Origin of the sequence: Hyphobacterium sp. (assembly GCF_965217055.1) — a bacterium.
In the GTDB taxonomy this organism is placed as follows: domain Bacteria; phylum Pseudomonadota; class Alphaproteobacteria; order Caulobacterales; family Maricaulaceae; genus Hyphobacterium.
Window position 1 is genome coordinate 1,877,258 of the sequence record NZ_OZ244227.1, and the last position, 15,105, is coordinate 1,892,362.

Sequence of the window (15,105 nt, forward strand, 5' to 3'; positions counted from 1 at the left end):
TCTTAAAGCCCGACATCGTTGATGCTCACCATAGCAGACAGTATCGAAACGATCACGATGCCAATGGCAATGCCGGCCAGCACTATGACGGCGGGTTCGATGATGCGCGACACAAGCCGCGCATTCTGCTCGAAGCGCGTTTCGTAGAAAGTTGCCAGGCGTTCGGCTGCCATACCCAGCTCGCCGGTTTCTTCGCCGACCGAGAGGAGCTCCGCCGCCAGTGGCGGCAATACGTCGGACGCTTCAACGCGTTCAGCGAAAGCTCTGCCGGTGCGGACTTCTGCCAGGGCTTCAGACAACCGGCGCACGGCCCACAAATTCCCGGCTGCGCGCGACGCGAGCCGCAGCGCCGGAACCGCCGACAGGCCATTGCGCAACAGTAATGCCAAGACGCGACAGAAGCGGGCGGCGATCATGGTCCGGCTGGCATTTCCGATCACCGGCAGATGGAGCAGACGCCGGTCAACGGCTTCACGGAGGGCGGGCCGCCTGAGCGCGAACTGCACGGCCAGTACCAAGGCTACGATGGCAATCAGGAGAAAGGGGCCGAACGTCGCCAGAGTGCGCGACAGGCCGAACACGAAGGCCGCCTGTGCCGGAATGTCCCGTCCGATCTGATCGAACAGGCTTTCAAAGCGTGGCACGACGAAGACGAGGAGGCCGGACACGGCGACCGTCGCCAACACAAGCAGGAAGGCGGGGTAGACAAGGGCGCCGCGTATGGAGGCCTCGACCGCCTGCCGTCGTTCGCGCGCATCGGCGAGCTCGCCCAGGGCTCGGCCCAACGCGCCGCCGGCCTCGCCGGCCTCGGCGATCTCCGGGAAAGGTGCCGGGAAAAGCTCCGGCCGTTTCGCGAACGCTTCCGACAAGGAGGCCCCGCTTCGAACATCCGCCAGAAGCGCGTCGGCAGCCGCTTTGAGTTTTTTCTCCGCGGCATGCCGAGACAATGCGGCCAGCGCGGGTTCGATGCTCAATCCAGCGGCAATCAGAACAGACAGCTCGCGGGCAATGCGCGTCGCCAGTTTCGCGGAACCGCCGGAAGGTCGGGGCGCCGTCGTGTCGCGCGCTGTCTGTATGCGTATCGGTGTGAGCCCGCGCGCCGAAATCGTGGCCGCCGCTGCGGTCTTGTCCGCGGCTTCAATGCGGATGGTTTCCTCGCCGCCATCCGGCCGGATGGCGCGGACTGCGAACCACGCCATCAGATCACACCGAGAACGCGATCGACTTCAGCCCTGCTGGTCAACCCGCTTTCAATTTTCATTTTTGCGTCATCCTGGATGGATGGCATTTTCTTCTTTCGCGCCAGCTTCTCGATTTCCGACGCGGCTACGCCGGGTTTGAGGATGTCTGACAGGTCGTCCTTCATGTCGACAAATTCGAAAACGCCGATGCGCCCGCGATAACCGGTTTGCGCGCATGTCTCGCAACCCACGGCCTTCCATGCGGCCTTCAGGCCGGCCGGCGGCGTATCCGGCGTCTTGCAGTCGGGGCAAAGCTGACGCACGAGGCGCTGGGCCAACGACAAGCGCAGGGTTGAACGCAGCAAGGCCGGATCAACGCCCATATCGATCAGCCGCGGCGCCGCGCCGGATGCCGTGTTGGTGTGAACGGTGGCCAGGACGAGGTGGCCGGTCAGCGCGGCATTGACCGCGATCTCGGCGGTTTCGCCGTCGCGCAGCTCGCCGACGACGATGACGTCCGGATCGTGACGCAGGACCGAGCGGAGCACGCTGGCAAAGTTGAGTCCGATCGGTGCGTTTACCGCGATCTGGTTCACACCCTCGATCTGGTATTCAATCGGATCTTCGATCGAGATCAGTTTTCGATCGGTCGTGTTGAGCTGGTCGAGCGCGCCAGCCAGCGTGGTGGTCTTGCCGGATCCCGTCGGACCCGTGACGAGGATCAGTCCATAGGGCGCGTTGAGATGCGCGGTCAGATGTTCGCGTTGCGCCGGCGACAATCCCAATTCGTCAAGCTTGACCTCGGTATCCCGGTCTTCGAGCAACCGGATCGTGACACTCTCGCCATGCGCAGTGGGTGCGGTTGCGATGCGCAAATCGAGGGCCCGCCCGGCGATCGTGACCCGTGCGCGTCCGTCCTGCGGCCGGCGCCGTTCGGCAATGTCCAGATTTGCCAGGATTTTCACGCGGCTTGTGACGAGCCGGGCAAGGCCGGGCTTCGGTGACGGGCGCTCATGCAGCACACCATCGATCCGGAATCGGATCCGCAAGCGGTCGCGAAACGGTTCGATATGGATGTCGGAGGCACGCGATTTGAGAGCATCGGCGAACAATTCGTTGACGAGCCGAACGACGGGGGCCTCGCTGGCCAAGTCCTTGAGTTCCTCGCCGTCGCCAAAGCTCTCGTCGAGCATTTCGGCGGCCGGGCCGCTCTCGCCGTAAAGGCGGCCCAGGGCCGTCTCGATATCCGTGAAAGCCGCAACATGGAGTTCGACAGACTTGCCGGTTGCGAGGCGGACGCCTTCCGCTGCGGCCGGATCGGTCGGATCGGCCACCGCCAGCGCAATGTGAACGTCGCTCTCGGCCACAGGCAATGCGATCGCATCCTGCAGAAATTGCGAAGAGATACCGCCGGCTTCAATCGGTTGATCGGGAAATTTCGACGCGGCGATGCGTGACAGACCGGTGGCGGTCGCCAGGGCTTCAGCAATCGCAAGGTCGGAGGCTGCGCCCAGTCTTTTCAGGGCCCGCGGCAAGCGTTCACCGGTTTCCGATGCCAAGCGCTTGGCACGGGCAATATCGGCCTCGGACAAGCCGGCGATCGTTTCGATCCAGCTGTTGTCCTGGGCGCGCATCATATCACCCGGTTTTTCGATATGGCACGCAGGTGCCGAACAATGAGGTCGGGATCGTACTCGCTGTTGTCGGCGACGACTTCGCTCCATTCGTAGAGCCGGGGCATGCCGATGGGATTGGAGGTGAGTACCTCACGCTTCAAATACGGGAAGCCTTGCAAGATGAGCTGGTCCCAGAAGAAGTGGCAGGGATTCATGGGTGCGCCGGCATCTGCGAATTCCAGCATCCGCGCCAGCAGTTTCCGGTGCTTCTTGGGCAAGCTTTCATCCGCAAGCATTTTGCCGTCGCGCACAGTATTGGCGAACGCTGCCACCTGTTCCCGATAGGGGTATAGCGCGGCACATCGCAATCCGTGTTTCTCAAGTCGCCCTGTGAGCCCTATCTCCAGACGGTTTATGATCCAGGACTTGGACTGGACCTGTTTCCAGTTCCGCCACAGCGATTTGACCCAATCGTGTTGCAGGGCGGCCTTGTGGAACAGGAGAAAATAGCTCTGCAAATGCCAGCGCGTATCCCAACTGTCGGTCATGCCCCAGACATCGGCCCGTCCGGGACCAGCCCGGTCGATCAAAGGGGCGAGAGGCTGGAAGGCGCCGTAGATGCTGTCATTGATCACGATCAGTGACTGCAGCCTGTCGTAATCCGGCACCAGCAAGATGCCGTCTCGATAGGCGCCAAAATCGTATCCGCGATTGCGGCGCCAGGCGATGAGGGCGCAGTGAGGGCGCGCCTTCTCGATCTCGCTTTCGGGAAATTCCGGGCTGTTCGATACCAGGATTACAGCGCGCCCTGCCGCTTTGAGCGACTTCATGTGCTCGATCAGGAAGTCATGAATCCGGCCTCTGGTATCCCAGGTCACCAAGACCGCGACATCGGAGGCAGCCGACAGATCTTCAGTGCCGGCCCATGTCTGGCGCACCATTGATCGTGGTCCCACCGCCGTCGCGATCAACCAAGATGTAGCCTGCGCGATATAATCCTTGCGCTCGCGCTGATCGAATACCCAGCGCCATGGCCATTTCATCCAGCGAAAATAACGGCGCCAGCTCAACCTGCAGCCTCCCTCGTCCCAGATTGCGCGCTATACCTAGCTGTCAATTCGCCGATCTGCGACCCCAAAAGTGGATCATGAGGCGGCTCTTTTTGCAATTGTGACAGCAAGTTGGGCAAAACGCGCCTGCGATCATCCGCTGGCAGCCTCTCGGCCGCGATGGCCTGGTGCAACAATGCCTTCGTCCTGTCATCGTCGGCAGACTTTTCAGCCGCAACGCCAAACCACGACATCGCCTCCAACGGGTCGGGGGCCATGTTGAGATGGAACAGGCCGAGGGCAAAGGCGACCGGACTGGTGATGTCGGACCGGTCAGCATTGCTGACAATGCGTTCAGCGACGTGCCGCGCTGTGGGTTCGTCCTGTTGATTGACGGCGTCGATCAGCGCCCGACCCAAGTCCTCTTCGGTATCGTCGAGCGCCTCTGACCTGTGGGTGAAAACCGCTTTCTCGCGCGGGTCCGGCATGGCTTGCGCGGCAAGCCGGAGCCAGCGCCTGGCTTGTTGCTTCTGGCCGTTTTCTGCAAGCCGGCTGGCAAGTCCTGCCGCCGCATAGCCTTCGCCAGGTGTCAGTCCCGCACCGGCTTCCAGACAGTTCTCGAGGTGGCCGCGTACCGCGGGTTCGATCGCCGCGACCTTGCTGGCGCGCCCCGTCAACGTGCCGGCCGCATAAACGCGGCAGGCGATGCGGAACCATTCCGGTTCAAGGTCGGCGTCGATGATTCCGAAAACTGTACGCAGCTGGCGAACCGATGCTGCAGGGTCCTTGTCAGCTCCGAGATCTGCAGCCGCCAACCGGCTTCGGATGCCGAGATTCTCGGTCTCACGACAGGCGGCGTACATTGCCGAGAAAACGGTCTGCAATGTCGTGGCGATTCGCGCGGCCGCGCCAAAAGCTGCCACTGAATGCTCGGTCTTGCCGGCTTCGCGATCGACGCAGGCGGCATAATACAGTGCTATGGCGAGTGAGAACGGGTGATGCGCGGCAAAATTTCGGATGCGGCGCCGTCCGCCCTTTTCGGTTCTGACGAAATGGGGCTCCAGTCCGCCGGGAGTATCAAGGTCGAGTCCGTAATCGCGCAGCCAGCGTTGCTGGATCTGCCGGCGCACTGCTTCGGCAGCGTCCCATTGCGCCGTGTGCACGTATTCCTTCAAAAGCCGCACTGCGAACCCGGTAAACAGTGCGGGATCGGATCCCAGTGCGTCCAGGCGATCGGCCAGATAAGACTGTAGTCGGGACCTGTCGGGCCGGGCTTCGAAATCAACGTCGAATGCCGTCCGCGATGCGGCTGCCTGAAGTGTCGGGCCGCTCTCCTGAACCTCGACCTGGGTGTAGCCCGCGCGCTTGAGGGCAGCTTCGAGGCCCTTTGCGGAATAGATCACCACATGATGGCCGGCCGTGACGACTGGCAACAGCTGATCGAGGCTCGCATCGGCCGTGACGACCGCCGCATTCGGCGTCGTCAGCAGGAGTATGCCTTCAGGAGCGAGTGCGGCGCCAAGCGCATCAAGGAAGGGGTCGGGATCCTTGACGTGTTCAATGACTTCCGAGGACAGCACCCGATCGAAAGATCCGTCGGCCAGCCGGTGATCCGGTTGCAGATAGGCCGAAACGTGATCGTGACCGAGATCCGCTGCGCCCGTTCGGGCGAGAAAAGAGGGATCAATATTGGCGGCCGTCCAACCGAGCTCGCGGGCTGCGAAATCGACTGAAAAACCATAGCCGCCACCGACTTCGAGAAATTTCTCGACATTACTCGTCCCGGTCCAGGCCAGTGGGGCGATCATCGCATCGAGCCCCGCCCCGACCTCGAGATAGAATTTCCTGGCGAGGTCAGCATCCTTCCGGCTTTCGTATTCGAAAACCTCTGTATCGGGATAATGCAAGGTACCGCACGCTGCGCACTGGAAGAGCGCATAGCGCTCACGCGGCTTGAATGGCGGATTGGCGTCAAGTCGCTTGGCCATCAGATGCGTATCATGACAGGCCGGGCAGGTCAGTTCGCGCCAGCCATTCTCGCGCCAGACCATCCAGGGCTCAGCCCAAAGGCTCGCCTTTTCCGGCGTGCGCGACCGGCTGGGACCGATCTGGAGAGCGTGACGATTGAACACGAGAAAAACCTTATCACACAGTTGCTTGGACGAGATCAGGCAAAGAATAGGCCAGAAAACAGCCTGCTGCGAGACCGGGCCCTAGCGGAACCGCCGTTTCGGCATCGGCCTTGCGGCCGAGAAAATGACCAATCACGACAATAAGCAGCGTCGCGCCCGCGCCGATCGCAACGATCCACGGCAAGGCAATAGGCCCGGCCCAGGCGCCACCGGCTGCCAGGAGTTTGGCGTCTCCGATCCCAAGCCCGTCACGTCCGCGAAGGCGACGATAGATCCAGGCGATCAGTGCCAGGCTGGCAAAGCCGGCCACGGCAGCGATGGCCGCAAGGACAAGCGCTTCCCGGCCGCCCCCGATATAGGCCATTCCGAACCCGGCCGGGATCAGGCCGAGCGTGACGATATCCGGGAGCAGGAAGGTGCGCAGGTCGACCAAAGCACCAAACAGCAACACCCATCCGAAAAGCGCGGCCGCCAGCGTCGTTGCGCCGTCGAAGGCGATCACTGCGACAATGGCAATCGCCAGCGCGCAAATCTCTCCGATCGGATGCACGATCGGGATGCTCGCGCCGCAGGCTGAACAGCGTCCCCTCTGAACCACAAAGCTGATGACCGGAACGAGCTCCCATGGCGGCAATCGGCGGTGGCAAGCGTCGCAGGTCGACCGCCCATTGGTGATGCGGCCCCAATCGGGCCAGGTCCTGGACGAGGCCGTGACAAAGCTGCCAATGAAGGGGCCGGCGGCAATCAGGAAAACGTCGAGAAAAGAAACGATCAATTGGTTTCAGGGGCGAGGAGTTCCATCCGGCGCCGTATTTGGTTGGTCACGGCAGCGGCTTCCTCATCGGTTTCGATGACCCGCGGTGTCAGGAAAATCAATAGCTCGGTGCGAGACGTGGTCACGGATGTCTGGCCGAACACATTGCCGAGCACCGGTACGCGCGCCAGCCCGGGAATACCGTCGCGGGCGGAATCGCGGCTCTCATCGATGAGACCGCCGAGAATGACCGTTTGTCCGGAACGAATGGATACCGTGGTTGAGAGCGAGCGAGTGGATATCGTCGGCGTCAACGTGCTGGCGGTACCGCTGGCGACGTTGGAAACTTCCTGCTCGATGTCCAGAGTGACCATGCCGGTCGAGGACACGCGCGGCGTGACGGTCAGCAGGACGCCGGTATCGCGGAATTCGACGCTATTGACGACCGGCGAGTCCGGATTGACCACGGAATTCGACTGGCGGGTGACGATCGGCACCTCATCGCCAACCTGGAAGTTGGCGGTCGCATTGTCGCGCACCAGCACGGTTGGCGAGGACACGACCGTCAGGTCGGTCACGCTGGACAGCGCGTCCAGCGCGGCGCGGGCATTTCCCCCGGTCTCGAGGATCATGTTGAAGCCCGGGAATGTGCCGTCGGCATCAAATCCGCCGACGCCGAAACCACCGCGCAAATCGTCGCCGATGCCATCAACGCCATCGCCCTCGAAAAAGAACTGGACGCCGTATCGCAATGTGTCGTTCAGGGTCACTTCGGCGATTACCGCTTCGATCACGACCTGGGACGGTGTGCGGTCAATGGCTTCGAGCGCCCGCTCGACGAGCGCCTGCCCCGACGGTTCGGCGAGTACGAGAATGGCGTTGTTGATCGTATCGGCGATAACCCTGATGCCGCCATTGCCGCGGTTTCCGGATCTGCGGGACGAAGCGGTGCCGGCCTCCAGATCGGGCGCGACACCGCCGAGGGCACCATCGCCGAGCAACTCGTTGAGCAAAGCCGCGGTTTCCTCGGCTTCTCCGTTCTCGAGAAAGTAGGTTCGCAATGTGGATCCGTCGGCGCCGCCGATGTCGAGCCGGGAAATCCAGCCACGCGCCTGATCGAGCAGGGCGCGGCTTGGCGCAATCGCGAGAATGGCATTGAGCCGTTCGACATCCTGCAGGCGGAGCGCGCCGGTCGAACCATCCGGTGCCGAAGCATAGATTGCGCGGACTTCGCCGATCACGTCTTCTGCACTGGCATTGGCGAGCGGGATCAACGCGACGGACATGCCGGCCATCCAGTCGACATCGAAAGCCTGTGCTGCTGCCGCTGCGTTTCGGCGTTCCGGCGCGGAGCCGACAATCAGCAGCATGTTGCGCGCGGCGTCGGCACGCAATGCGCCCGGTCGGGTCACCACGGATTCCATCAGGGTGCGCAATTCATTTGCTGAGATGAATTCGAGCGGTACCGCGGTCACGCCCCAGCCCGGCTGATTGGCGCCGGCGATGCGGGCGAGGCCGGCCGTCTGGGCTTCTCCGGCCGGCATGACGCGATAGACGCCGCCGGTCGACACCAATGCCGCATTGTTGACAGACAGGCTGGCCTCGAAGAGCGCCAGCAGGCCGTCGCGCGACAATGGCCGGGGCGTGTTTACCGTGATCCTTCCCTGAACCCGGGGGTCTATCGAATAGGGTTCGTCAAGCAGGTCGCCGAAAATGGTCTGGGCGGCTTCGTCGACCCGGGCATCGGCAAAATTCACCGTGAAGGCACCACCCGGTAGCGTGTCGGCCTGCAGATTGCCATTCCGCAGGCGCGGCCCGTCACCATAGACGACTTGCTCCTGAAGGCCCTGGTCGGCGCCGGCGCCCTGGATGGTTGCGCTACCGGTTGCCCTTGTCTCACCGATGTTGGTGGCCGGGTTGGTGTCGGGAAGGCGTGATAACGGGCTGTCCGATCCGACCGATCTGACGGACGGCGATTGCGATGTCGCGCAGCCGGCGAGACTGGCCGCCAGAATGGCGATGCCCAATCCGCGGACCCAATTCATCCCTGCCATACACGCAACCCTTCATATTCGCATGACGCTAGTTAAACCGTTGCAGCGTCTGCATGCAAAGCGTTTCCGCTCAATCGGTGCTGGAGCGGGCTGCATCTGCGGCGGCCTGCACCGCTTCGTAGTCAGCCGTACGGGGAATGCGTTGATATCCGGTTGCCTCATACAGAACGAAACGCCGGTCGGCATGTCCGCCTGTCGAAATCGAAATTTCGCGCAGCCGGTTCACGCCCTCGAAATCGGCTGTCAGGCGCTCACGGTCGAATTCCCGCCCGGAAACGATGAGGAAAGGACCCACGGCGTCAGCTTGGAGGGCCCAGACGGCTTCGGCATGATTGTGCGGTGCAGCATAACGCTGCCACATCCGGATCGGCGTCTCCCAGTCTCCGCCATAGCGCTGCATCTGATGGAAGACGTTGCGGTTGTCGAAGACGATCGCCTGATAGGCACCATTATCAGCGGCACCGGCAATGGCCGCCACGGTTTCCGGCCAGGCGCGCAGATGGCGGATGCCCCGTGTCAGGTCATGACTGCCGGCGATCGAGGGCTGGATGGCGACGCTCGAAACGCCAATCGAGAACGCCAGGCCGGTAACAACAGAGGCCGCCAGCAGGCCGCGGCGCCAGGCCGGCCCCTGCAAGAGAAGAATGAGAACCAGCAGGGTGCCGGTAACGTAAGCGGAGGCGGCCCAATTGGCGTGCGCTCGGCTGATGAAGGCCTGCCCCGCGACGACCAGAAGCGGCGGCATGCAGAAATATGTCAGCAAGCGCGCCGTCTGCCAATCCGGATCGGTGCGGCGGCGCCAGGCGGTCCAGACAGCGGCAATGAGCGCCGGAAACAGCAGCGGGCCGAAGACCCCGAACTGGCCGCCAATGAAATCAAGCAATTCGCCGAAATTGAATAATTGGCCCTGCCAGTTTGCATTGGCGGCCGTGTGCTGGACGGTGGCAAAATCATTGGCGGCGTTCCAGGCCAGATTGGGTGCCAGTAACGCCAGCAGTATCAATCCAGCGACCAGGCCTCTTGGACTGAGCAAGGCCCGGCGGGCCGGCGGATCGAACGCGATCGCCAGTCCCAATCCAACGATAAAATAGACCGCGGCGTATTTTGCCAGGAAGGCGAGTCCGGCAAAAACGCCGAAGCCGACAGCGGTCAGCCAACCGGCGCCCGAGCGCAGGCGCCAGAACATGAAGAATGCCGCGGCCAGGAGCGGCAGCAGGAGTGCGTCTGTGGAAATGACCAGGCCGGAAATGCCGATGCCGGGCAGCGTCAGATAGACGAGCGGCGCCCAGAGGGCCGCCCAACCGCCGCGGATGTCTTTCGCCGTGAACATCAGAAAAGCCGCGCCCATGGCATGGAACAGGATCGAGGGCAGCCGGATCGCAAAATCGGTGTCGCCCAACAGCCCGGTCGATGTCGCGATGACCCAAGCGATCAGCGGGGGTTTGGAAAAATAACCCCAGTCAAATTCGCGCGACCAGACCCAGTACTGGGATTCATCCGGATAGAGCTGCAACTGCGCGAAGGCGAGCGCTATCAGCCGGAAGCCGGTGATAGCCAGAATGGCGATCCACCCCCATTGCAGAGGTGATAACGACTCGGCGGGTGCGGATCGGCGCAACATGCGAGCTTCCTGCCTGACCAAAGTGTAACATACAAGCCTCACTCCGGCCGAAATGCGCAGCGTGTCCGATCAGGCGATGGTCGCGTGTTCCGCGAAATGTGGAAAGCGCGTGAAAATGCGAGAAATGGCAAATCCTGCGTTTATCCAATGTGCTGCACACAAATTCTGGGGCTTCGAGCTTGACTCATTGTGCGCCGCAGCATCAGCGCCTGCGGAGACCGTCACAAAAGCTTTGCAATTGAGTCATTGAACCTTCGACGGGAATCCGTAATCCGCGCTCGTGATCTCTCGGGGGGACGTTCAGCGTCTCCGCTCGTCGACTCGTGAAAATTGGAAGAACCATGTCATTCACTCGTAAGCTCTCCTACAGCGCGGCGGCTGCCGCCCTGTTTGCGGTTGCAGCCCCGGCGGCTGTGTACGCGCAGCAAATCACGTCGAACATCCGCGGCAATGTGGTCGCGCAGGACGGTACGCCGGTGCAGGGCGCCAGCGTCGTTATCGTCCACACGCCGACCGGAACGGCATCCTCGACGGTGACCAGCGCCTCCGGTCGCTTCACCGCGACGGGCCTGCGCGTCGGTGGCCCCTACACCATCACCGTGACGTCGCCGGGCTATAACGGCGAGCGCGTCGAGGGCCTGTTCACAGCAGCCGGCGAATTCGTCGACGTTCCCGTGACGCTTTCTGCTGGCACAGTGGATGATGTGATCGTCGTCACGGCGTCGGCTCTGAACCTCGGCGGCCTGGCGACCGGGCCGTCCTCGACTTTCAACGTCGATGATATCAACGGCCTGCCGTCGATCAGCCGCGACCCGCGCGACCTTGCCCGCATTTCCGGCTTTGCCAATCTCGATCCGGAAAATGGCGACGCGCTGTCGATTGCCGGCTCCAACAACCGCTACAACTCGTTCACCGTTGACGGCGTCACGCAGAACGACCTGTTCGGTCTCAACTCTTCCGGCTTTCCATCGGAAAATCGCGGCCCGGTCTCCATCGACGCGCTCGAATCGCTGTCACTGGAAATCGCCCCGTATGACGTTCAATTCAGCGGCTTCACAGGCGGCACGCTCAATGCCGTGACGCGCTCGGGTACGAACGAGTATCATGGTTCGCTCGCTTATTTCTGGACGAACCAGGACCTCGTTGGCGATACGACGGAAGGTCTCAATCTGACCTCGGCTGACTTCGAAGAAACGACCTGGTCGGCCACGCTGGGCGGACCGATTATCGAGGACCAGCTGTTCTTTTTCGTCTCGTACGAGCTCTTCGACCGCACCGACCCACTCGGCGAAGCGCCGCTTGGCGGCCCGGCGGCCCAGTTCACGGAAAGCCGCGTCACGCAGGCTGAAGTTGACCAGATCCTCGGCATCATGCAGTCGGTCTACGGTCTCGACCTGACCAATTTCAGCGAAGCGGACCTGACGAACGAAGACGAAAAGATCCTCGTCACCTTCGACTGGAACGTGAACGAAGATCACCGCATCAAGTTCACCTATAACTCGAATGACGGCACCTCGACCCAGGAGCGCAATGACGGCGCCAGCATTGGCACCCCGTCGACCTGGTACAACCGGGCAGAGCAAACCGAAACCTACGCGCTTCAGGTGCTTTCGGACTGGACAGACAATTTCTCGACCGAATTCCGCTACTCATACTCGACGCAGCAGACCGGTCAGAACTCGTATGACGGTGCAGACTTCGCGAACTTCCAGATACGCACGCCGACCGGCGGCACGGTCTCGGTCGGTCCGGACTTCTTCCGTCACGCCAACGCGCTTGAAAACGAGCTGACCCAGATCCTCGTCCGTGGCGAATACGTTGCCGGCGACCACCTGCTCTCGATGGGCTTCGAGCGCCGGGACCAGCAGACGTTCAACCTGTTCGTCCCGGGTTCGGAAGGCACCTACGACTTCGATTCGATCACTGACCTGCAAAACCGCACAGCATCGGCTCTGTTCTATAACAACGCGGTGAGCAATAACGAGGATGATGGCGCAGCCAACTGGGATTACGCCATCAACTCCTTCTATCTGCAGGACGAAGTGACCTGGAGCGATGCGCTGACCCTTATCTTCGGTCTGCGTTACGAGCGGTATTCGGCATCGAACAACATCACGCCGAACGCCCAGTTCGCGGCGCGTCACGGTTTCAGCAACACGACGACGATCGACGGTCTCGACATCTGGATGCCGCGCTTCGCGTTCAACTATGACTGGGATCGGCAATTCTCGGCCGGCCTGATCGAGACCACGGGTATCACGCTCCGCGGTGGCTATGGTGCCTTCTCCGGCGGCAGCCCGGCTGTCTGGATCTCGAACAGCTATTCGAACGATGGCGTGACGATCGACTCGATCTTCCTCGGCGGTCCGATCAACAATGTTGATGCCGTGAATCTCCCGACGGCGGCCACGAGCGGCCTGGTGGCAGGCGATGGCAGCGTCAATGCGCTGGCACCTGACTTCGACGTGCCGTCCGTTTGGCGGACGTCGCTGGGTGCCGACGTCGAGTTCCGCATCGGCGATGTGGAAGGTTTTCTGTTCACCTTCGACGCCCTGTTCGATGAACGCCGAGACTCACCGTTCTGGTATGACGCGTCCTGCGTCACGCCGGTTGCGCAATCGCCGGTCGACCAGCGTCCGATCTACGATTGCTCGACCAGACGCCAGGACATCGTGGTGCGCAATGTCGAGGGTGGTGCCGGTACAATCTTCTCCTACTCGGTGGAGAATGAATTCGATAACGGCGTCTCCTTCTGGCTGAACTACACAAACCAGGACATTGACGAAGTGCACCCGGGTACGTCCTCGACGGCCACGTCGAACTATTCGGACCATGCGACCTTCGATCGCCAGAACCCGCTGAACCGCCGTTCAAACTACGAGATTGAGCACCAGATCAATGCCCGTCTCGGCTGGCGTCATGCCTTCTTCGGCGACTACGAGACGCGTGCGGAACTGTTCATGGAACGCCGTTCCGGCCGACCATTCTCGTACACCTATGGCTACAGCGAAGGCCCGGGCCGCATCTATCGCCGCATCTCGCCGTTCGGCATAAACGAACGCGCTGCGGATGATGAAGGCACGCTGTTCTACGTGCCGATGGCCGATGCCAATGGCCAGGTCACGATGACGTCGGACCCGCGGATCAACTACACTGCCGGCTTCGACATTGACGGCTTCAACCGCTACCTGCAGGAAACCGGTCTGATCCGCTATGCGGGCCAGATCGCTCCGGCGAACGGTTTCACGACGGATTGGTCGACCATCTTCGATCTCCGCCTGAGCCAGGAAATTCCGGCCTTCTTCCCGCAGGCAGCTCGCGGTATCTTCTACATGGATATCGAGAATTTCGGGAATTTGCTCAACGATGAATGGGGCCGCTACGACCTCATCCGTTACGAGTACTTCCAGCCGGTGGTCGAGCTGTACGAGTTTGATCGTGCGGCCGGTACCTACACCTACGACGATGCGCGTGGCATCCCGCACTCGAACGAGTTCCGGGTCTCCCGCCGTTCGCTGTGGCAAATCCAGTTCGGCGTCCGCTACCAGTTCTAGGAACGCGTAGAAGATCCGATTGGAACCGGGATCGGGGCGGCCTTCACGGGCCGCCCCTTTTCTTTTGCGGGAAGCGCTGGCAGGGACGTGACCGGCGTGCTAGCGGACGCGTATGAAAAAGCCTGTTTCCATTCCGCACGAATTCGCACCGCAAGACGTGATATTCACGTGCTGGCCCGCAGACGCGGCGCTTTGGGAAGAAAACCTTGAACCGGCACAAGCCGAATTCGGAGCGTTCCTGAACCTGCTGACTGGCGCAGGCGAAACCCTGCAGCCGGTAACGGTATTGGCCGCGACCGAACAGGCAGAGAAATCGGCCCATTCAGCGCTGGGCGGCAAGGCACGCATTCTGCGCTCCGTCTATGGCGATGTCTGGGCGCGGGATACTGGTCCGGTATTCCGTATGGGGGCGCACGGCATGGAAGCGGTTCAATTCCGCTTCAACGGGTGGGGCGGCAAGTACGAACTACCCGGTGACGACGATGTTGCGGGTATTATCGCCGATCTGGCGGGCGTTCCGTTGCGCGAAGTCGAATTGACCTGCGAGGGTGGCGCGCTGGAATTCGACGGGGCTGGCGGCGTGCTGACCACACGTCAATGCGTGCTGAGCCCGTTCCGCAACCCTGATAGGTCGGAAAAAGAGGTCGAGAGATTGCTTCGCGAAACGCTGGGCGTCGAGACGGTCTACTGGATCGAGGACGGGTTGAATTTCGACCACACTGACGGACATGTGGACAATATTGCCCGTTTTCTGGCGCCCGGCGTCGTGGTTTGCCAGTCGCCGAGCGGAGATGACGATCCCCAGGCCGATGTGCTGATCGCGATCCGCGACCAGCTGAAAGCGATGAAAACGCCGGGCGGAAACAGGTTCGAAGTGATCGAAATTCCCTCTCCTGGCCGGATTGAAGACGCAGATGGGGCCCCGATGCCGGCGTCACACATGAACTGGGTCAGCGCCGGAAACCGGATCGTGATGCCGGTTTACGACGAGGTACGAGGGAATCTGGCGGCCCGGGCCTTGCAAGACGTGCTGGTTGATAAGACAATATTAACCAGTCCGGCGCGGTCGATCCTGTCGGGCGGCGGGGCCTTCCATTGCGTCACCTGCAATCTGCCCCGCATGCTTTAGGGCCGACATCATCCG

Annotated in this window: 9 protein-coding genes; 2 read left to right on the forward strand and 7 right to left on the reverse strand. The window is 61.8% G+C overall.

The window, feature by feature from the left end:
• Positions 1-2: 2 nt before the first annotated feature.
• From ACOOFN_RS09435 to ACOOFN_RS09465, 7 genes are all read right to left on the reverse strand, one after another.
• Positions 3-1,199, reverse strand: coding sequence for a type II secretion system F family protein (locus tag ACOOFN_RS09435; protein ID WP_420430899.1), 1,197 nt, complete (start codon positions 1,197-1,199; stop codon positions 3-5).
• Complete coding sequence (locus ACOOFN_RS09440) at positions 1,199-2,818, reverse strand: GspE/PulE family protein (RefSeq protein WP_420430900.1); 1,620 nt, start codon at positions 2,816-2,818, stop codon at positions 1,199-1,201. Before ACOOFN_RS09440 ends, ACOOFN_RS09435 begins: the two co-directional genes overlap by 1 nt.
• Entirely contained in the window at positions 2,815-3,867 is a 1,053-nt protein-coding gene (locus tag ACOOFN_RS09445; RefSeq protein WP_420430901.1) for a rhamnan synthesis F family protein, read from the reverse strand. The genes ACOOFN_RS09440 and ACOOFN_RS09445 overlap by 4 nt, the downstream gene beginning before the upstream one ends.
• Positions 3,864-5,978: a methyltransferase domain-containing protein gene (locus ACOOFN_RS09450; protein ID WP_420430902.1), complete on the reverse strand. Its 2,115-nt coding sequence runs from the start codon at positions 5,976-5,978 to the stop codon at positions 3,864-3,866. The genes ACOOFN_RS09445 and ACOOFN_RS09450 overlap by 4 nt, the downstream gene beginning before the upstream one ends.
• Positions 5,979-5,991: 13 nt before the next feature.
• A complete protein-coding gene (locus ACOOFN_RS09455; protein ID WP_420430903.1) occupies positions 5,992-6,753 on the reverse strand; it encodes a prepilin peptidase in 762 nt (253 codons plus the stop codon).
• Positions 6,750-8,786 (reverse strand): type II secretion system secretin GspD, encoded by a 2,037-nt coding sequence (gene gspD, locus ACOOFN_RS09460; RefSeq protein ID WP_420430904.1) that lies wholly within the window; start codon positions 8,784-8,786, stop codon positions 6,750-6,752. Before gspD ends, ACOOFN_RS09455 begins: the two co-directional genes overlap by 4 nt.
• A 70-nt stretch (positions 8,787-8,856) precedes the next feature.
• Positions 8,857-10,407: an ArnT family glycosyltransferase gene (locus ACOOFN_RS09465; RefSeq protein ID WP_420430905.1), complete on the reverse strand. Its 1,551-nt coding sequence runs from the start codon at positions 10,405-10,407 to the stop codon at positions 8,857-8,859.
• A 341-nt stretch (positions 10,408-10,748) separates the two neighbouring features.
• On the opposite strand from ACOOFN_RS09465, the gene ACOOFN_RS09470 reads away from it, so the two are divergent.
• A complete protein-coding gene (locus ACOOFN_RS09470; protein ID WP_420430906.1) occupies positions 10,749-13,961 on the forward strand; it encodes a TonB-dependent receptor in 3,213 nt (1,070 codons plus the stop codon).
• A gap of 112 nt (positions 13,962-14,073) precedes the next feature.
• Positions 14,074-15,090 (forward strand): agmatine deiminase family protein, encoded by a 1,017-nt coding sequence (locus tag ACOOFN_RS09475; RefSeq protein WP_420430907.1) that lies wholly within the window; start codon positions 14,074-14,076, stop codon positions 15,088-15,090.
• Positions 15,091-15,105 lie beyond the last annotated feature (15 nt).

What these genes read in the sequence shown, in the direction of transcription:
- ACOOFN_RS09435 (WP_420430899.1), bottom strand. Translation starts at nt 1,199, where the DNA reads ATGGCGTGGTTCGCAGTCCGCGCCATCCGGCCGGATGGCGGCGAGGAA.
- ACOOFN_RS09440 (WP_420430900.1), bottom strand. Translation starts at nt 2,818, where the DNA reads ATGATGCGCGCCCAGGACAACAGCTGGATCGAAACGATCGCCGGCTTG.
- gspD (WP_420430904.1), bottom strand. Translation starts at nt 8,786, where the DNA reads ATGGCAGGGATGAATTGGGTCCGCGGATTGGGCATCGCCATTCTGGCG.
- ACOOFN_RS09465 (WP_420430905.1), bottom strand. Translation starts at nt 10,407, where the DNA reads ATGTTGCGCCGATCCGCACCCGCCGAGTCGTTATCACCTCTGCAATGG.
- ACOOFN_RS09470 (WP_420430906.1), top strand. Translation starts at nt 10,749, where the DNA reads ATGTCATTCACTCGTAAGCTCTCCTACAGCGCGGCGGCTGCCGCCCTG.
- ACOOFN_RS09475 (WP_420430907.1), top strand. Translation starts at nt 14,074, where the DNA reads ATGAAAAAGCCTGTTTCCATTCCGCACGAATTCGCACCGCAAGACGTG.